An 18,333-nucleotide genomic window follows, 5' to 3' on the forward strand; every position below is an offset into this window, starting at 1 on the left:
TCAGATGGGCATCGAGGAGAAGCTTCCCGCCGGCGTCCTGCTCACCTCGGTGGAGAAGCTGGTCAACTGGTCCCGGAAGTCGTCCGTGTGGGGCGCCACCTTCGGCCTGGCCTGCTGCGCCATCGAGATGATGGCCGCCGGTGGTCCGCACTACGACATGGGCCGCTGGGGCATGGAGGTCTTCCGGGCCTCGCCCCGGCAGGCCGACCTGATGATCGTGGCCGGCCGGGTGAGCCAGAAGATGGCACCCGTGCTGCGCCAGATCTACGACCAGATGGCCGAGCCCCGCTGGGTGCTTTCGATGGGCGTCTGCGCCAGCAGCGGCGGCATGTTCAACAACTACGCCATCGTGCAGGGCGTCGACCACGTCGTACCGGTCGACATGTACCTGCCCGGCTGCCCGCCCCGGCCCGAGATGCTCATCGACGCGATCCTCAAGCTCCGCGAGAAGATCATGTACGAGCCGCTGGGTGCGAACGGCCGCAAGATGCTTGAGGCCCGCCAGGCGCGCGGTGACGTGCCGGTCGTGCCGTACGGCTCCATGCCGTCCTCGTACCGCAGCGACAAGGCCCGGCGTGCCGAGTGGACCCAGGCCGTCCGCGAGGGCCGCGAGGAGCAACTGCGTATCGAGAACTGGATGAACGCTCAGAACCACCTCCACGCGCACAGGGGCCCGAAGTGACCGCACCTAACGACAGGACCAACGACGGCGGTGTGCCGGTGCCGGTCACCCCGGCCGGCGCCAGCGGCACCGCCCCGGCCGAATACCCGCCGTCCAGCCCGGCCGGCCGCGGGATGTTCGGCAACCAGGGCACCGGCGACGTGTCCGGCTACGGCGGCCTGGTCCGCCAGCGCCAGCCCATCGAGGAGGCCGCCCGGCCGTACGGCGGTTACTTCGACGAGGTCCGCGACGCGCTGGAGGAGGCGTACCCGGCCTTCGGAGACGCGATTGAGAAGGTCGTCGTCGACCGGGGCGAGCTGACCCTGCACGTCCGCCCGGAGCGGATCGCCGAGGTCTGCCAGGTGCTGCGGGACGACATGGCGCTGCGCTTCGAGCTGTGTTCCTCGGTGTCCGGTGTGGACTACCTCGGCGCCGACGAACGCCGGCTGCACGTGGTCTACCTGCTCACCTCGATGACCTACCGGCGTCGGGTCCGGCTGGAGGCCGCGGTCTCCGTCGAGCAGCCGCACCTGCCCAGCGTGACCGCCGTCTACCCGACTGCGGACTGGCAGGAGCGGGAGGCGTACGACATGTTCGGCATCGTCTTCGACGGCCACCCCGCCCTGACCCGGATCCTCATGCCGGACGACTGGGAGGGCCACCCGCAGCGCAAGGACTACCCGCTCGGTGGGGTGCCCGTCGAGTACAAGGGCGCCGAGATCCCGCCGCCGGACCGGAGGAGGTCCTACCAATGACCACGTCGAACTACGCAACCGAGCGCGAGACCACCGAGGGTCGGGTCTTCACCGTCACCGGTGGCGACTGGGACACCGTCGTCTCGGGCACCGACCCGATCAACGACGAGCGGATCGTGGTCAACATGGGTCCGCAGCACCCGTCCACGCACGGGGTGCTGCGCCTGATCCTGGAGCTTGAGGGCGAGACGGTCCGCGAGGCCCGCTCGGTCGTCGGCTACCTGCACACCGGCATCGAGAAGAACCTCGAATACCGCAACTGGGTGCAGGGCTCGACGTTCGTGACCCGGATGGACTATCTCGCCCCGATCTTCAACGAGACGGCGTACGCCCTCGCGGTCGAGAAGCTGCTCGGCATCACCGACGACATCACCGAGCGCGCCACCACCATCCGCGTGCTGATGATGGAGCTCAACCGGATCTCGTCGCACCTGGTCTGGCTGGCCACCACCGGCATGGAGCTGGGCGCGATCTCGATCATGCTCTACGGCTTCCGCGAGCGGGAGTACATCCTGGACATCTTCGAGACCATCACCGGTCTGCGGATGAACCACGCGTACGTCCGGCCGGGCGGTGTGGCGCAGGACGTTCCGGACGAGGCCATCGTCAAGATCCGTGACTTCCTCAAGATGATGCCGAAGAAGCTCAAGGAGTACGAGGACCTGCTGTCCGGCCAGCCGATCTGGCTGGAGCGGACGAAGAACGTCGCGGTCCTCGACGTCACCGGCTGTGTGGCGCTCGGCGTCACCGGGCCGGTGCTGCGCTCCGCCGGGCTCGCCTGGGACCTGCGCAAGACCATGCCGTACTGCGGCTACGAGACCTACGAGTTCGACGTGCCGACCCACACCGACGGTGACGTGTGGGGCCGCTACATTGTCCGGCTCGCCGAGATCCGGGAGTCCATGAAGCTCGTCGAGCAGGCGCTGGACCGGCTGAAGCCGGGTCCGGTAATGGTCGCCGATCGCAAGATCGCGTGGCCGGCCCAGCTCGCCATCGGTGTCGACGGCATGGGTAACTCGCTGGAGCACGTCGCGAAGATCATGGGTCAGTCGATGGAGTCGCTGATCCACCACTTCAAGCTGGTCACCGAGGGCTTCCGGGTCCCGCCCGGCCAGGTGTACGTCGGCATCGAGTCGCCTCGCGGCGAGCTGGGCGTGCACGCGGTCTCCGACGGTGGTACCCGGCCGTACCGGGTGCACTACCGGGAGCCGAGCTTCGTCAACCTTCAGGCCCTGCCGGCGATGGCCGAGGGCGGCCTGATCGCCGACGTGATCGCCGGCGGCGCCTCGCTGGATCCCGTGATGGGTGGTTGTGACCGATGACGACGACGTTCACTGACGAGACCCGGGAGCGGGCGCGCGAGATCATCGCCCGCTACCCGGCGGACCGGTCCCGCTCGGCGCTGCTGCCGCTGCTGCACCTGGTCCAGTCCGAGGAGGGGTACGTCTCGCCGGCTGGTGTCACGTTCTGCGCCGAGGTGCTCGGCCTGAACAAGGCCCAGGTCGGCGCGGTGGCCACCTTCTACACGATGTACAAGCGCAAGCCGACAGGTGACTTCCTGGTCAGCGTCTGCACCAACACCATGTGCAACGTGCTGGGCGGTCAGGAGGTCTACGACACGCTCTCCGAGCACCTGGGCGTCGGGCACGACGAGACGACCGCCGACGGGACGATCACGCTGGAGCACGCCGAGTGCCTGGCGGCCTGCGACTACGGGCCGGTGATGACCGTCAACTACGACTTCTTCGACGGCGTCGACCCGTCCACTGCGGTAGGTGTGGTCGACGAGCTGCGTGCCGGTGGCCGGCCGATGCCGACCCGTGGCGCCCGGCTCTGCACGCTCAAGGAGATGGCGGTGCAGCTCGCCGGTTTCGCCGACGAGCGGGACGGCGCGGTCGCCGACGGCGGGCCGGGCGAGGCCACTCTGCGCGGGCTGCGGCTGGCGCAGGAGCACGGCGTCTCGGTGCCGGGCTTCGACCCGAACACGCCGATCCGCAGCAAGGCCGAGGCGGACAAGGAGGCGGCGAAGGCGAAGGCCGCCGCCGAGGCCGCCAAGCCGGCGACGCCCGTGCAGTCCGGCGACGCGACAGGTAAGGCCGGCACGGGCGAGCGGACTCCCGCCGCCGCGGCGACCGGCAGCACCGCACCGGACGTGAAGGCACCGGACGACAAGTCGCCGCAGGTGCGTGCCGCCGAGACCCGGCAGCCGGACGCGGAGACCGCAGTGCCGGACGCACCCGGCACGAAGGTCCCGGCGGAGACCTCGCCGCCGGGCCCGCGCGACGCGCGGAAGGCGGAGGCCGCCGGTGTGGCGGCCAACGAGCCGGCCGGCGACGGCAAGCCCGCCGGTGACTCCACTGACGCGCAGGAGCGCAACCTCACCGAAGCGTCGGCGAGCGCTGATGGCGCGAACAACGCCGCCGCTACCGAAACGGGGGCACAGAAGTGACCACTCCCCGCCCGGAGACGCTGGCCAAGCTGACGCCGGTGCTGACCAAGCGCTGGCTGTCGCCGGATGCCTGGCGGATCGGCACCTACGAGCAGTTGGACGGCTACGCCGCGCTGCGCAAGGCCCTCAAGGCCCACCCGGACGACCTGATCCAACTGATCAAGGACTCCGGGCTGCGCGGCCGGGGTGGCGCGGGCTTCCCCACCGGTCTGAAGTGGGGCTTCATCCCGCAGGGCGACGGCAAGCCGCACTACCTGGTGGTCAACGCCGACGAGGGCGAGCCGGGGACCTGCAAGGACCTGCCGCTGATGACCCACGACCCGCACGCGCTGGTCGAAGGCGTGATCATCGCGTCGTACGCGATCCGGGCCAGCCGCGCCTACATCTACATCCGGGGCGAGGCGGTGCACGCCGCGCGCCGGCTGCGCAACGCTGTCCAGGAGGCGTACGACAAGGGCTACCTGGGCCGGAACATCCTGCGCAGCGGCTTCGACCTGGAGCTGGTGGTGCACTCCGGCGCCGGGGCGTACATCTGTGGCGAGGAGACGGCGCTGCTGGACTCCCTGGAGGGGTTCCGCGGCCAGCCCCGGCTGCGTCCGCCGTTCCCGGCCACCCACGGCCTGTACGCCAGCCCGACGGTGGTGAACAACGTCGGCACCATCGCCAGCGTGCCGCCGATCGTGCTCGGCGGGGCGGACTGGTGGAAGTCCATGGGCACGGAGAAGTCGTCCGGGCCGATGATCTACTCGCTCTCCGGCCGGATCGTGAACCCCGGCCAGTACGAGTGCTCGATGGGCGTGACGCTGCGCGAGCTGCTGGAGCTTGCCGGCGGGATGCAGCCGGGCCACAACCTGAGGTTCTGGACCCCGGGCGGCTCGTCCACCCCGCTGCTCGCCGCCGAGCACCTGGACGTCCCGCTGGACTTCGAGGGCGTGGCGGCGGCCGGCTCGATCCTCGGCACCACGGCCACGCAGATCTTCTCCGACCAGGACTGCCCGGTCTACGCGACCTACCGGTGGCTGGAGTTCTACCACCACGAGTCGTGCGGGAAGTGCACCCCGTGCCGCGAGGGCAACTACTGGATGGTCCGGGTCTACCGGCGGATCCTCTCCGGTCAGGGCACCCACGAGGACCTGGAAACCCTGCTGGACACCTGCGACAACATCCTGGGCCGTTCGTTCTGCGGCCTCGGTGACGGTGCGACCAGCTCGGTGACCTCGTCGCTGAAGTACTTCAAGCAGGACTACCTCGACTACATCGAGGGACGTACCGCGCCGAAGCTCTCCGACAAGCAGCTGGTTGGAGCTCACTGATGACGGACGTAGCCAAGCAGACCGAGACCGTCACCCTCACCATCGACGGCGTCGAGGTCACCGCCCCCAAGGGGACGCTGCTGATCCGGGTCGCCGAGCAGATGGGCACCGAGATCCCCCGGTTCTGCGACCACCCGCTGCTGGCCCCGGCCGGTGCGTGCCGGCAGTGCCTGGTCGAGGTGGAGGGGCAGCGCAAGCCTGTTGCCTCCTGCACCCAGACCGTCGCCGACGGCATGGTGGTCCGCACCCAGCTCACCTCGCCCGTCGCCAAGAAGGCGCAGGAGGGGGTGATGGAGCTTCTCCTGCTCAATCACCCGCTGGACTGCCCGATGTGCGACAAGGGCGGCGAGTGCCCGCTGCAGAACCAGGCGATGTCCACAGGCCGCACCGACTCGCGCTTCCACGAGCACAAGCGGGAGTACGAGAAGCCGATGGCGATCAGCAGCCAGGTGCTGCTGGACCGCGAGCGTTGCGTGCTGTGCCAGCGCTGCACCCGGTTCTCCGAGGAGATCGCCGGCGACAAGTTCATCGACCTGATGGGCCGGTCGTCCGCCGAGGAGATCAACATCTACCGGGACGACGCGTACGGCGAGGAGGGCGACGCCGGCGACGTGCCGTTCAACTCCTACTTCTCCGGCAACACCGTGCAGATCTGTCCGGTGGGTGCGCTGACCGGCGCCCAGTACCGCTTCCGGGCCCGCCCGTTCGACCTGGTCTCCAGCCCGAGCGTCTGCGAGCACTGCTCGGCCGGCTGCGGGCAGCGCACCGACTGGCGGCGCGGCAAGGTCCTGCGCCGGCTGGCCGGCGACGAGCCGGCGGTCAACGAGGAGTGGAACTGCGACAAGGGTCGGTGGGGCTTCCAGTACACCCGGGCCACCGACCGGCTGACCACCCCGCTGGTGCGCGACGAGCGCACCGGTGAGCTGCGCGAGGCGTCCTGGAGTGAGGCGCTCACCGTGGCCGCCGACGGGCTGCGCGCGGCCCGCGACAGCGGCCAGGGCACGGCGGTGCTCACCGGCGGCCGGCTGACCGTCGAGGACGCGTACGCGTACGCGAAGTTCGCACGGGTCGCGCTGAACACCAACGACATCGACTTCCGGGCACGGCCGGTCTCCCGCGAGGAGGCCGACTTCCTGGCCAGCTCGGTCGCCGGGGTCACCGACGTCACCTACACCGACGTGGAGAACGCGCCGGCTGTGGTGCTCGTCGGCCTGGAGCCGGAGGAGGAGTGCCCGATCCTCTTCCTGCGGCTGCGCAAGGCGTACCTGAAGAAGACCCTGACGGTGTACGCGCTGGCGCCGTTCGCCACCCGCGGCCTGGAGAAGCTCGGTGCCAAGCTGGCCCGGGTGGTGCCGGGCGAGGAGGCGAGCGTTCTCGCCGAGCACGCCACAGTCGCCGAGGCGCTGAGCGCGCCGGGCGCGATCCTTCTCGTCGGCGAGCGGTTGGCGAGTGTGCCGGGTGGGCTCTCCGCCGCGGCGGACGTGGCACGGCGTACCGGCGCGAAGGTGGCCTGGGTGCCGCGGCGCGCGGGTGACCGCGGTGCTGTCGACGCGGGCTGCCTGCCCAACCTGCTCCCCGGTGGCCGGCTGGTCACCGAGCCGGCAGCGCGGGCCGAGCTGGGCGAGGCGTGGGACATCCCGGCCGGGGTGATCCCGAGCCAGGCCGGTCGGGACACCGACGGCATTCTGGCGGCGGCCGCCAACGGTCAGCTCGGCGCGCTTGTGGTCGGCGGGGTCGACCCGGCCGACCTGGCCGACCCGCGGCTGGCCGAGACCGCGCTGGACGCGGTGCCGTTCCTTGTCAGCCTGGAGCTGCGCGGCAGCGCTGTGACCCGGCGGGCGAACGTGGTCCTGCCTGTCGCGCCGGTGGTCGAGAAGTCCGGCAGCTTCCTGGACTGGGAGGGCCGGCTGCGTCCGTTCGATGCGGTGCTGAACACCGCGGCGATGAACGACGGCCGGGTGCTCGACGCGCTCGCCGCTCTGCTGGACGTGCGACTGGGCACGGCCGACGTGCCGAGCGTGCGTCGTGAACTGGGCTCGCTGCCGGCCACGCGTACCCAGCGGCCGACGCCGCCGTCGGTGTCGCCGGGCGCGACGCCGCAGCCGCGCGCCGGGGAGGCCGTGCTGTCCACCTGGCACCAGTTGGTCGACCTCGGCACTCTGACCGAGGGCGACGAGCACCTCGCCGGCACTGCCCGCCCTCCGGTCGTCCGGCTGGGCAAGGGCACCGCCGAGGCCCTCGGTGTCGCCGACGGCGACGCGGTGACTGTCGGCACCGACCGGGGGGCAGTGACCCTGCCGGCGGCTCTCACCGAGATGCCGGACGGCGTCGTCTGGGTGCCGACGAACTCGCCGGGCTCGACAGTGCGTCGCAGCCTCGGGGCGACGTCCGGCGCTGTCGTCCGGATCTCCGTTCCGGCAGCGAGCGCGGCCGTGCCGGCCGGGCGGGTGGCGGCCGACGAGGCCGGTCTCCCGGGTCCGCTCCTCAACAGCGCTGGGGGTAACCAGTGAGCCCGTCATACCTGGCCCAGGATCCGACGCTTGCCGACTTCGGCCGGGATCCGTGGTGGCTGGTACTCATCAAGATCCTCTTCGCGTTCGTCTTCGCCGTGCTGGCCACCCTGCTCGGTGTCTGGTTCGAGCGGCGCGTGGTGGGTTACATGCAGGTGCGGCCCGGCCCCAACCAGGTCGGTCCGTTCGGTCTGCTGCAAACCCTCGCCGACGGCCTGAAGCTGGCGTTCAAGGAAGACATCCTGCCGAAGGCGGCGGACAAGGTCGTCTACTTCTTCGCGCCGGTGATCTCGGTGGTCTGCGCGGTCACCGCGCTGTCGGTGATGCCGTTCGGCCCGATGGTCAGCATCTTCGGGCACCGGACGCCACTACAGGTCACCGACGTGCCGGTGGCCGTCCTGCTGGTGCTGGCCCTGTCGTCGCTCGCGGTGTACGGCATCGTGCTCGGCGGCTGGGCGTCCGGCTCCACGTACCCGCTGCTCGGCGGCCTGCGCTCCGCCGCCCAACTGGTCTCCTACGAGGTCACGCTGGGCCTGAGCGTCGTCGCGGTGTTCATGACGGCGGGCACGATGTCCACAAGCGGCATCGTCGCCGCACAGGGCGACGCCACGCAGCTCAGCTTCGGTGACTTCACGGTCCCGGCCCCCGGCTGGTACGGGCTGCTGCTGCTGCCGAGCTTCGTCATGTTCTTCATCGCCATCGTCGGTGAGACCAACCGGGCGCCGTTCGACCTGCCCGAGGCGGAGTCCGAGCTGGTGGCGGGCTTCCAGACCGAGTACAGCTCGCTGAAGTTCGCGCTGTTCATGCTCAGCGAGTACGTCGCGATGGTGACGATGTCGGCGTTCACAGTGACGCTCTTCCTCGGCGGCTGGCACGCGCCGTGGCCGATCACGATCTGGGAGGGCGCCAACTCCGGTTGGTGGCCGATGCTCTGGTTCTTCGGCAAGGTCGTCGCGCTGGTCTTCGTCTTCGTCTGGCTGCGCGGCACGCTGCCCCGGCTCCGGTACGACCAGTTCATGCGGCTGGGCTGGCGGGTGCTGCTGCCGATCAACCTGGTCTGGATCCTGGTCCTGGCGGGCCTGCGCTCCATCGAGGACTGGGACTCGCAGGGCAAGCTCATCGCGGTCGGCATCCCGGCCGGCATCCTGCTGATCGCCACGCTGTTCTGGCCGAGCCGCAAGCCCAAGCCGACGCAGACGCCGCAGGAACAGGTGGACAGCCGGCCGTACGGGAGCTTCCCGCTGCCACCGATGGATCTACAGGTACCACCGAGCCCGCGTATCACGCGCGTGGTCGCCGAGCGGGAGCCGGCCAACATCGCCGCCGGCTCGGACTCCAGGGAGGTGTGACGTGGGCGCGATCACCGGAACGTTCAAGGGATTCGGGGTCACCTTCTCGCACATGTTCAGGAAGGTCGTCACCACCGACTATCCGTTCAAGCCGCCGGTTTCGGCGCCGCGCTACCACGGGCGGCACATCCTCAACCGGCACCCGGACGGCCTGGAGAAGTGCATCGGCTGTGAGCTGTGCGCCTGGGCCTGCCCGGCGGACGCGATCTACGTCGAGGGTGGCGACAACACCGACGAGCAGCGCTTCTCGCCGGGTGAGCGGTACGCCAGCATCTACCAGATCAACTACGCCCGGTGCATCTTCTGCGGACTGTGCATCGAGGCCTGCCCGACCCGGTCGCTCACGATGAGCAACGAGTACGAGCTGGCCCGGGACAACCGGCAGGATCTGATCTTCACGAAGGAGCAGTTGCTGGCACCGCTGCTCGAGGGCATGGAGCAGCCGCCGCACCCGATGCGGTTGGGCGACAGCGAGAAGGACTACTACGTCGGCGCGCTCGACAACCCGGGCACCTCCGCCGGTGCCGAGACGTCCCCGATGGGCCCCGGCCGCTACAAGGTCGAGGAGCACCCCGGCGTGACGTTCCCGGGTGCCGAGCAGGCCGCCCAGCGTGCGGCGGCCGGCAAGGGAGAGGGAGCATGACCACGTCTACGGTGCTGGCCGCGGCGGGCGGGGTGTCCGGCGGCGAGCAGGTCACCTTCTGGATCCTCGCGCCGCTCGCGCTGATCGGCGCGATCGGGATGGTGGCCGCCCGCAACGCAGTGCACTCGGCGCTGTGGCTGGTGCTCACCATGCTCTGCCTGGGCGTGTTCTACGTGCTCCAGGCCGGGCCGTTCATCGGCATGGTGCAGATCATCGTCTACACCGGCGCGATCATGATGCTGTTCCTGTTCGTGCTCATGCTCGTCGGCCGGGACGCCTCCGACTCGCTCATCGAGACGCTGCGCGGCCAGCGGGTCGCCGCCATCGTGCTGGGTCTGGGCTTCGCCGGCCTCATCGGCAGCGGCGTCTACCACGCGCTGGACGGCACCACAGCTGTCGGCCTGGAGCAGGCCAACGCGGAAGGCAACGTGCAGGGCATCGCCCGGCTGCTCTTCACCAAGTACGTCCTGGCGTTCGAGCTGACCTCGGCGCTGCTGATCACCGCGGCGGTCGGTGCCATGGTGCTCGCGCACATCGAGCGCCGTAAGCAGGACAAGGTCGACCAGCCGTCGACGATGCGGGCGCGCTTCGCGCCGGGCAACTACCCCGGCCCCAAGCCCGGCCCCGGCGTCTTCGCGACGTCCTCCTCGGTGGCCACCCCGGCCCGGCTGCCCGACGGCCGCCTGACCGACCACAGCACCCCGGCGATCCTTCCGCAGCGCGAGCTGACCGCCGAGGAGACCTCGCTGAAGGGGACGGACAAGTAATGGGATCGTTCTTCTCGGTCGAGCCGAACTACTACCTCGTCCTCGCCGCGGTGCTGTTCACCATCGGCGCCGCAGGGGTGCTCGTCCGGCGCAACGCGATCGTGCTGTTCATGTGCGTGGAGCTGATGCTCAACGCGGCCAATCTGACGCTGGTCACCTTCAGCCGGATCAACGGTGACCTCAACGGCCAGATCATGGCGTTCTTCGTGATGGTGGTGGCGGCGGCCGAGGTCGTGGTCGGGCTCGCGATCATCATGTCGATCTTCCGGACTCGACGCTCCGCGAGTGTCGACGACGCCAACCTGCTCAAGTACTAAGGGGCAAGCAGTGGAAGAGAATCTGGCGCACGCCGCAGCGGCGCCGCTCGGCGACGTCGCTTACGCCTCGGCAGGTGGCTTGCTCGGCAGCGTCTGGCTGCTGGTGGCGATCCCGCTGCTCAGCGCCGCCATCCTGCTGCTGCTCGGCCGGCGGGCCGACCGCTGGGGGCACTGGCTGGGCGTCGGCTCCATCGGTGCCGCGTTCGTGCTCGGCCTGGCCTTCTTCTTCCAGCTGCGCGGCTTGGAGAACAAGTCGGTCGAGCTGAGCCTGTGGGACTTCATCGCAGTCGGCAACCTACGTGTCGACTTCGGCCTGCTGTTCGACCCCCTGGCCGCGGTCTTCGTTCTCCTGATCACCGGCGTGGGCTTCCTGATCCACCTGTACGCCGTCGAGTACATGGCGCACGACCCGGGTCGCCGCCTGTTCTTCGCGTACTTCAACCTGTTCGTCGCGGCCATGCTGCTGCTGGTGCTCGGCAACAACTACGTGATGTTGTACTTCGGCTGGGAGGGCGTCGGTCTGGCGTCGTACCTGCTGATCTCCTTCTGGTACGGGCGGCCGAGCGCTGCCACCGCCGGCAAGAAGGCGTTCCTGATGAACCGGGTCGGCGACGCCGGCCTGGCGATCGGCATCTTCATCATGTTCGCCACGCTGGGCACCACCCAGTACGACGAGGTGTTCAACGGGGTCGGCTCACTGACCGCCACCACGGTGCTGGTGCTCGGCCTGCTGCTGCTGCTCGGCGCGGCCGGCAAGTCCGGCCAGTTCCCGCTCCAGGCGTGGCTGCCGGACGCGATGGAGGGCCCGACCCCGGTGTCGGCCCTCATCCACGCCGCCACGATGGTCACCGCTGGCGTCTACCTGATCGCCCGGTCCAACCCGATCTTCTCGGCCAACTCGACGCTCCAGCTCGTGGTGGTAAGCGTCGGCGCGCTCACGCTGCTGATGGGCTGCATCATCGGCGCGGCCAAGGACGACATCAAGCGGGTGCTCGCCTGGTCGACGGTGAGCCAGATCGGCTACATGTTCCTCGGCGTCGGCCTGGGCGGTGGCGCGTACGCGCTTGCCATCGTGCACCTGCTGGCGCACGGCTTCTTCAAGGCCAACATGTTCCTGGGCGCAGGCTCGGTCATGCACGGCATGAAGGACCAGGTGGACATCCGCCGCTTCGGCGGGCTGTCGAAGTACATGAAGGTCACCTGGCTGACGTTCATGATGGGCTGGCTCGCCATCATCGGCATGTTCCCGTTCTCCGGCTTCTTCTCCAAGGAGCCGATCATCGTGGCCGCCTTCGAGCGCAGCGACTGGACGGCGTGGCTGTTCGGTGGTGCCGCGCTGCTCGGCGCCGGGCTCACCGCCTTCTACATGACCCGGCTGTTCGTGCTCACCTTCCACGGTCCGAAGCGGTGGACCGAGGACATCGAGCACCCGCACGAGTCGCCGAAGCTGATGACGATCCCGCTGATCCTGCTGGCGGTCGGCTCGGTCGGCGCGGGCTTCCTGCTCGCCACGTCGGTGCCGGACTGGCTGACCGCGACCGCCGGGCTGGGTGGCGAGCACGGGGAGCACGAGGCTGTCCTCTCGCACGCCGTGATCACCTTCCTGTCACTGCTGATCACAGTGCTCGGCGCCGGGCTGGCCTGGTTCCTGTTCCGGGCCGGTACGGCCACCGAGCCGCAGCCGGCCGGGGTGCTCGTCACCGCCGCCCGGCACAACCTCTACACCGACGCGGTGAACGAGGCGGTCTTCGAGAAGCCGGGCATCTTCCTCACCCGGGCGCTGGTCTTCCTCGACAACCGGGGCATCGACGGGCTGGTCAATGGGCTGGCTGCCGGTGTCGGCGGTGGTTCGGCTCGACTCCGGCGGCTGCAGACCGGTTTCGTCCGCTCGTACGCCACCTCGATCCTGGCCGGTGCGCTGCTGGTGATGGCGGCGTTCCTGGCGGTGCAGGCGGGGTGGTTCGCGTGATCAACCTCTTTCCGGCCGCCCCCGCCGGCGGGCTACGCATCCACGACGGAGGTAAGGCCGCATAATGTCCAACTTCCCGTTCCTCTCGGTGCTCACCGTGGCGCCGCTGGTGGGCGCCCTGGTGGTGGCCTTCCTGCCGCGCCGCCGGCCGGAGCTGGCGAAACAGGTGGCGTTCGCCTGGTCGCTGCTGGTGCTTGTGCTCTCGGTGGTGATGTGGGTCAGCTTCAACGCCGGCGGTGACCGGTTCCAGTTCCGCGAGTCGTACAAGTGGATTCCGAACTGGGGTGTCAGCTTCACCTTCGCCGCGGACGGCATCGCGCTTGTGATGCTGATGCTCATCGCGGTGCTGGTGCCACTGGTGATCCTGGCGTCCTGGCACGACGCGGAGTCCTCGAAGCGGTCCGTGCCTGTCTACTTCGCGCTGCTGCTGATCCTCGAAAGCACGATGATCGGCGTCTTCGCCGCCGCAGACGTCTTCCTGTTCTACGTGTTCTTCGAGGTCATGCTGGTGCCGATGTACTTCCTGATCGGCAGCTACGGCGGCCATCAGCGGCAGTACGCGGCGGTGAAGTTCTTCCTCTACTCGCTCGTCGGCGGTCTGTTCATGCTGGCCGCGGTCATCGGGCTCTGGGTGGTCGGCGGAAAGACCTTCGACTGGCAGGCGCTGTCGCAGGTCGACATCAGCACCGGCACCGAGCGGTGGCTGTTCCTCGGGTTCTTCATCGCGTTCGCCATCAAGGCGCCGTTCTTCCCGTTCCACACCTGGCTGCCGGACGCAGGTGGTGCCGCCCCGGCGGGCGCTGCGGCGCTGCTTGTCGGCGTCCTGGACAAGGTGGGTACGTTCGGCATCCTGCGGTACTGCCTGCCGCTGTTCCCCGAGGCGTCGAAGTGGTTCGCGCCGTGGGCGCTGGCGCTCGGTGTGATCGGCATCGTCTACGCCGCGCTGCTGGCGGTCGGTCAGAACGACCTCAAGCGGCTGGTGTCGTACACCTCGATCGCGCACTTCGGTTTCATCGGGGTGGGCATCTTCGCCTTCACGACCCAGGCCGGCACCGGCGCGGTCCTCTACATGCTCAACCACGGGCTGGCCACCGGCCTGCTGTTCCTGGTGGTGGGCATGTTGATCTCCCGGCGTGGCTCGTCGCTGATCAGCGACTTCGGTGGCGCCGGCAAGCTGGTTCCGGTGCTCGCCGGTGTGCTGTTCTTCGCCGGTCTCGCCTCGCTCGCGCTGCCCGGCACGGCGCCGTTCGTCTCCGAGTTCCTGGTGCTTATCGGCACGTTCACTGTGAACAAGCCGGTGGCGGTCATCGCCACCGTCGGCATCATCCTTGCCGCCGCGTACGTGTTGTGGATGGTCCAGCGCACCACGCAGGGCACGCTCAACCCGGCTCTCACCCAGATCGACGGGATGCGCCGTGACCTCAACCTGCGTGAGAAGGCGGTGGTCGCCCCGCTGATCGCGCTGATCATCGTGCTCGGCTTCTATCCCAAGCCGGTCACCGACGTGATCAACCCCGCCGTCCAGGCGACCATGGACGACATCGGCAGGACAGACCCCGCCCCGTCGGTGGGCACCGTCCAGGAGGCGGCAAAGTGACCGAATTGAAACTGCCGTCGCTCGACTATGCGGCGCTCGCCCCGATTCTGATCATGCTGGGCACCGCGTTGCTCGGTGTGCTGGTCGAGGCGTTCGTGCCCCGGCGTCGGCGGCACATCGTGCAGCTGACCCTGGCGCTGCTGGCCATCCTCGCCGCGCTGACCATGGTGGTGCTCAACGCCGACGACCGGCTCATCACAGCCGGTCAGGCCATCGCTGTGGACGGGCCGACGCTCTTCCTCCAGGGCGCGATCCTGGTGCTCGCCGCGATGGCGTTGCTGCTGATCGGTGACCGTTCGGTGGAGCGGGGCAGCGCCTTCGTGGCGCAGGCCGCGGTGACCGCCGAGTCGGCCGACGACCGGCGGCAGGCCGAGGGTCGCAACGGGCTCACCGAGGTGTACCCGCTCGTCTCGTTCGCGATCGGCGGCATGCTGATCTTCGTGGCGGCGAACGACCTGCTGACCATGTTCATCGCGCTCGAGGTCTTCTCGCTGCCGCTGTACCTGCTCTGCGCGCTGGCCCGTCGCCGGCGTCTGCTGAGCCAGGAGGCGGCGATGAAGTACTTCCTGCTCGGCGCGTACGCCTCGGCGTTCTTCCTGTTCGGCGTGGCGCTGATCTACGGCTTCACCTCCGGCATCCCCGGCCGGGAGGCGGGGGTCGACTTCGCCACCATCAACGCGGCGGTGACCGAGTCGCCGGCCAGCCCGGTCCTGCTCTTCGCCGGTATGGCGCTGCTGTCCATCGGCCTGCTCTTCAAGGCCGCTGCCGCCCCGTTCCACGTGTGGACGCCGGACGTCTACCAGGGCGCTCCGACGCCGGTCACCGGCTTCATGGCGGCCTGTACCAAGGTCGCCGCGTTCGGCGCGCTGCTGCGGGTCTTCCACGTGGCGTTCGCCGGTGCCGGCTGGGACTTCACCCCGGTGCTCGGCGCGGTGGCGGTGCTGACGATGCTCGTCGGCGCGGTGCTCGCGGTCACCCAGACCGACATCAAGCGGCTGCTCGCGTACTCGTCGATCGCCAACGCCGGTTACCTGCTGGTCGGGGTGCTCGCGCCGAGCCGCGACGGGCTCTCCGGCACGATGTTCTACCTTGTGGCGTACGGCTTCTCGGTGCTCGCCGCGTTCGCGGTCGTGACCCTTGTCCGCGACGCCGACGGGGAGGCGACCCACCTGTCCCGCTGGGCCGGGCTGGGACGGCGTTCCCCGTTCTACGCCGGGCTGTTCACGTTCATCCTGCTGGCCTTCGCCGGTATTCCGCTGACCAGCGGCTTCACAAGCAAGTTCGCGGTCTTCGGACCGGCGCTGGACAGCGGTCACGCCTGGCTGGTGATCGCGGGTGTGCTGACAAGCATGGTGTTGGCGTTCCCGTACCTGCGGGTCGTGGTGATGATGTGGCTGTCCGAGCCGGGCGAGTCCACCCCGACGGTCACAGTGCCCGGCGGGCTCACCTCCGCCGCGCTGATGATCGGCGTGCTGGCGACCCTGGCGCTGGGAATCGCCCCGGCGCCGCTGCTGGACCTCGCCAACGGGGCCGCCGAATTCGTTCGCTGAGGTCAACCTCGGTCACCGGGGGCCGACACGCTCATGGCGTGTCGGCCCCCGGTCGTATCCCCGACCCGGAGCAGGTCGAACGCATGTGGCATGGTTGATAGCGTGGTGATTCCGGCTGGCGAGCGTTCAGGTGCCACCGGCTCCGGCGGTCGCCGGGGTCGGGCGAGCACGAGTCAGTTCGGCGCGCTCGGCCTCCATCTCGCCGATTCCCGCGTCGAGGCGTCCGTGCTGGGCCTGCTGGACCAGGTCGAGGTCGAGCTGCGGGCCAGTGTGGCAAGCGCCGACCCGTTCGTGACCGAGGCAGCCCGGCATCTCGTCGAGGCCGGCGGGAAGCGCTTCCGGCCGCTGCTGGTGGCGCTGGGCGCCCAGTTCGGCGATCCCAACGCCCCGCAGGTCGTTCCGGCGGCCGTGGTGATGGAGCTCACCCACCTGGCCACGCTCTACCACGACGACGTGATGGACGAGGCTGCCGTGCGTCGGGGTGCGCCGAGCGCGAACTCCCGCTGGACCAACTCGGTCGCCATCCTGGTCGGTGACTACCTCTTCGCCCGTGCCGCGGACATCGCGGCCGACCTGGGCCCCGAGGCGGTCCGGTTGCAGGCGCGTACGTTCGCCCGCCTGGTGCACGGCCAGATCGCGGAGACCGTGGGCCCGCGTCCCGGTGACGATCCCGTGGCGCACTACCTGAGTGTGATCGCCGAGAAGACCGGCTCCCTGATCGCCACGTCGGCCCGCTTCGGCGGCATGTTCGGTGGCGCCCCCAGCGAGCACGTCGAGGCCCTGGCCGGGTACGGCGAGACGATCGGCGTCGCCTTCCAGCTCTCCGACGACCTGCTGGACATCGCCTCCGAGTCGGTGCAGTCGGGCAAGACGCCCGGCACCGACCTGCGCGAGGGTGTCCCGACGCTGCCGGTGCTCTACGCCTGTGCGGCTGACGACTCCGACGCGTCCTCGGTGCGACTGCGGGAGATCCTGGCGACCGGCCCGCTCGTCGACGACGCGCTGCATGCCGAGGCTCTGGGGCTGCTGCGGGAGAGCCCGGCGCTGAAGCGGGCGCGCGAGACCGTGCGGAGCTACGCCGAGGACGCCCGCGCCCAACTGGCACCGCTTCCCGAGACCCCGTCGCGTCAGGCGCTGGAGTCGCTCTGCGACTACATCGCCGACCGCACCAGCTGACCCGTACGCCGCTGGGCGCCGGCCCTATGCGGGCTGGCCTGGACGGAGCAGCAGGCGGCTGCCTGTGAGCATGAGGGCGGCGGCGAGCAGCATGGACACCGCCGCTGTCGCCCACATCGTCGGGTAGCCGAGGTGCGCGGCCAACGGGCCGAGGGTCAGCGGGCCGAGGCAGCCGCCCGCGTACACCCCGGTCTGGGTGATCGACGTGGCGGCGGCCGGTGCCTGCGGGTGCAGCTGGACCACCGCGAAGTTCATCAGTCCGGGCCAGGCCCACCCCAGGCCGAAGCCGAGCACCACGCCCACGACGAGTGGCACCGTGCCGGCCAGCGCGAGCAGCCCGATCCCGCATGCCCCGACCACGAGCATCCCGGCGATGACCGCGATGTGGCCGCTGGCGCGGCGGTCGGCCAGCCAACCGGCGCCCACGCGGGCCGCCACGCAGACCGCGCTGCCCAGGGTGAGGGTGAGGCCCGCGAGGCCCGGTGAGAGGCCCCGTGCGGCGGAGGAGTCCACCAGGAACGTGCCGAGCCCGTTGGCGGCCGCCGCCGCCAACGTCGCCGCCGCGCCGATCACCACGAGCGCCGCCGTGGCGCCGCTTGCGCGGGCGGCAGAGGCCCGCCGAGCCCGACCCGACACCTGCTGGGGTACGGCGGGCAGTGTCGTCAGGGCCGCGACGGCGGCGACCACGAACGCCCAGCGCCAGCCGGCCGTGAGCGCGATGGTGGGCACCGCCGCACCCGCCAACAGGGTGGAGACCGGAATGGCCGCCTGCTTGACACCGAACGACAACCCCTGCCGGCCCGGTGGCACGTGCTCGGCAAGCGCTGCGTTGCTCGACAGTTGCCCGAGGGCGTTGGCGGCGGCGCTGAGCGCCAGCAGCCCGAGCAGCACCGGGTACGACCTGGCGAGCGCCGCGATGGCAAGCATCGACGCCGCCGCCAGCACGATGCCGCAGCGGGCCACCAGGGCCGGACCGTACCGCTCGACGAGGCGGCCGGAGGGGACCGAGGCCAGCGCGCTGACCCCGAAGTAGACGGCCACCGCAAGGCCAAGGCCGGCCGGGGAGAAGTCGAGGTCCGCGGCCATCTGCACGGCAAGGCCGCCGAGCAGGAAGACGGGCAGTACGCAGGCCACTGTGGTGGCGACGGCACCGGCGCTGGCCCGGATCGGGCGGGTACGGGCGACGTCCGGAGCGGAGCTGAGAGGCGTGTTGGTCATTGTCCGGCTAACCTACGCGAGTCATGTCAGGCGACTCTCGGTGACCGCTGACGCACGAA

Annotated in this window: 15 protein-coding genes; 14 read left to right on the top strand and 1 reads right to left on the bottom strand. The window is 69.9% G+C overall.

The annotated features are described in order from the left end of the window. Positions 1 to 4: 4 nt before the first annotated feature. From ADK66_RS02815 to ADK66_RS02880, 14 genes are all read left to right on the top strand, one after another. Positions 5 to 682, top strand: coding sequence for an NADH-quinone oxidoreductase subunit B family protein (locus ADK66_RS02815; protein ID WP_053652226.1), 678 nt, complete (start codon positions 5 to 7; stop codon positions 680 to 682). Further along, positions 679 to 1,416 carry an NADH-quinone oxidoreductase subunit C gene (locus tag ADK66_RS02820; RefSeq protein ID WP_053652227.1) on the top strand — a complete coding sequence of 246 codons (738 nt, stop codon included), beginning with the start codon at positions 679 to 681 and terminating at the stop codon, positions 1,414 to 1,416. Before ADK66_RS02815 ends, ADK66_RS02820 begins: the two co-directional genes overlap by 4 nt. Then, the gene (locus ADK66_RS02825; RefSeq protein ID WP_053652228.1) at positions 1,413 to 2,738 is read left to right on the top strand and encodes an NADH-quinone oxidoreductase subunit D; all 1,326 of its coding nucleotides are present in this window, start codon (positions 1,413 to 1,415) and stop codon (positions 2,736 to 2,738) included. The genes ADK66_RS02820 and ADK66_RS02825 overlap by 4 nt, the downstream gene beginning before the upstream one ends. Beyond that, positions 2,735 to 3,865 carry an NADH-quinone oxidoreductase subunit NuoE gene (gene nuoE, locus ADK66_RS02830; RefSeq protein ID WP_053652229.1) on the top strand — a complete coding sequence of 377 codons (1,131 nt, stop codon included), beginning with the start codon at positions 2,735 to 2,737 and terminating at the stop codon, positions 3,863 to 3,865. The genes ADK66_RS02825 and nuoE overlap by 4 nt, the downstream gene beginning before the upstream one ends. After that, on the top strand, positions 3,862 to 5,178 hold the full coding sequence (gene nuoF / locus ADK66_RS02835) for an NADH-quinone oxidoreductase subunit NuoF (protein WP_053652230.1): 1,317 nt from the start codon (positions 3,862 to 3,864) through the stop codon (positions 5,176 to 5,178). The genes nuoE and nuoF overlap by 4 nt, the downstream gene beginning before the upstream one ends. Further along, positions 5,178 to 7,688: an NADH-quinone oxidoreductase subunit G gene (locus ADK66_RS02840; protein WP_053652231.1), complete on the top strand. Its 2,511-nt coding sequence runs from the start codon at positions 5,178 to 5,180 to the stop codon at positions 7,686 to 7,688. The genes nuoF and ADK66_RS02840 overlap by 1 nt, the downstream gene beginning before the upstream one ends. Beyond that, entirely contained in the window at positions 7,685 to 9,037 is a 1,353-nt protein-coding gene (nuoH, locus tag ADK66_RS02845; protein WP_053652232.1) for an NADH-quinone oxidoreductase subunit NuoH, read from the top strand. Before ADK66_RS02840 ends, nuoH begins: the two co-directional genes overlap by 4 nt. A 1-nt stretch (position 9,038) precedes the next feature. Continuing rightward, entirely contained in the window at positions 9,039 to 9,680 is a 642-nt protein-coding gene (nuoI, locus tag ADK66_RS02850; RefSeq protein WP_053652233.1) for an NADH-quinone oxidoreductase subunit NuoI, read from the top strand. Next, positions 9,677 to 10,447: an NADH-quinone oxidoreductase subunit J gene (locus ADK66_RS02855; RefSeq protein WP_053652234.1), complete on the top strand. Its 771-nt coding sequence runs from the start codon at positions 9,677 to 9,679 to the stop codon at positions 10,445 to 10,447. The genes nuoI and ADK66_RS02855 overlap by 4 nt, the downstream gene beginning before the upstream one ends. Next, positions 10,447 to 10,764 carry an NADH-quinone oxidoreductase subunit NuoK gene (gene nuoK / locus ADK66_RS02860; RefSeq protein ID WP_053652235.1) on the top strand — a complete coding sequence of 106 codons (318 nt, stop codon included), beginning with the start codon at positions 10,447 to 10,449 and terminating at the stop codon, positions 10,762 to 10,764. Before ADK66_RS02855 ends, nuoK begins: the two co-directional genes overlap by 1 nt. 10 nt (positions 10,765 to 10,774) lie before the next feature. Further along, positions 10,775 to 12,733 (top strand): NADH-quinone oxidoreductase subunit L, encoded by a 1,959-nt coding sequence (gene nuoL, locus ADK66_RS02865; protein ID WP_053652236.1) that lies wholly within the window; start codon positions 10,775 to 10,777, stop codon positions 12,731 to 12,733. A 64-nt stretch (positions 12,734 to 12,797) separates the two neighbouring features. Continuing rightward, positions 12,798 to 14,330, top strand: a complete 1,533-nt coding sequence (locus ADK66_RS02870) for an NADH-quinone oxidoreductase subunit M (RefSeq protein WP_053652237.1) — start codon at positions 12,798 to 12,800, stop codon at positions 14,328 to 14,330. Further along, complete coding sequence (gene nuoN, locus ADK66_RS02875) at positions 14,327 to 15,880, top strand: NADH-quinone oxidoreductase subunit NuoN (protein WP_053652238.1); 1,554 nt, start codon at positions 14,327 to 14,329, stop codon at positions 15,878 to 15,880. The genes ADK66_RS02870 and nuoN overlap by 4 nt, the downstream gene beginning before the upstream one ends. A gap of 90 nt (positions 15,881 to 15,970) precedes the next feature. Beyond that, on the top strand, positions 15,971 to 17,056 hold the full coding sequence (locus ADK66_RS02880) for a polyprenyl synthetase family protein (RefSeq protein WP_053652239.1): 1,086 nt from the start codon (positions 15,971 to 15,973) through the stop codon (positions 17,054 to 17,056). A 24-nt stretch (positions 17,057 to 17,080) separates the two neighbouring features. On the opposite strand, the gene ADK66_RS02885 is transcribed toward ADK66_RS02880, so the two are convergent. Then, the gene (locus ADK66_RS02885; protein ID WP_053652240.1) at positions 17,081 to 18,274 is read right to left on the bottom strand and encodes an MFS transporter; all 1,194 of its coding nucleotides are present in this window, start codon (positions 18,272 to 18,274) and stop codon (positions 17,081 to 17,083) included. Positions 18,275 to 18,333 lie beyond the last annotated feature (59 nt).

Source organism: Micromonospora sp. NRRL B-16802 (assembly GCF_001279555.1).
GTDB lineage: Bacteria > Actinomycetota > Actinomycetes > Mycobacteriales > Micromonosporaceae > Micromonospora > Micromonospora profundi.

Bases quoted from the DNA above. Each gene is read 5' to 3' on its own strand.
- ADK66_RS02825 (WP_053652228.1), top strand. From the start codon at position 1,413: ATGACCACGTCGAACTACGCAACCGAGCGCGAGACCACCGAGGGTCGG.
- ADK66_RS02855 (WP_053652234.1), top strand. From the start codon at position 9,677: ATGACCACGTCTACGGTGCTGGCCGCGGCGGGCGGGGTGTCCGGCGGC.
- ADK66_RS02885 (WP_053652240.1), bottom strand. From the start codon at position 18,274: ATGACCAACACGCCTCTCAGCTCCGCTCCGGACGTCGCCCGTACCCGC.
- ADK66_RS02870 (WP_053652237.1), top strand. From the start codon at position 12,798: ATGTCCAACTTCCCGTTCCTCTCGGTGCTCACCGTGGCGCCGCTGGTG.
- ADK66_RS02840 (WP_053652231.1), top strand. From the start codon at position 5,178: ATGACGGACGTAGCCAAGCAGACCGAGACCGTCACCCTCACCATCGAC.
- nuoE (WP_053652229.1), top strand. From the start codon at position 2,735: ATGACGACGACGTTCACTGACGAGACCCGGGAGCGGGCGCGCGAGATC.
- nuoK (WP_053652235.1), top strand. From the start codon at position 10,447: ATGGGATCGTTCTTCTCGGTCGAGCCGAACTACTACCTCGTCCTCGCC.
- ADK66_RS02880 (WP_053652239.1), top strand. From the start codon at position 15,971: ATGGTTGATAGCGTGGTGATTCCGGCTGGCGAGCGTTCAGGTGCCACC.
- ADK66_RS02815 (WP_053652226.1), top strand. From the start codon at position 5: ATGGGCATCGAGGAGAAGCTTCCCGCCGGCGTCCTGCTCACCTCGGTG.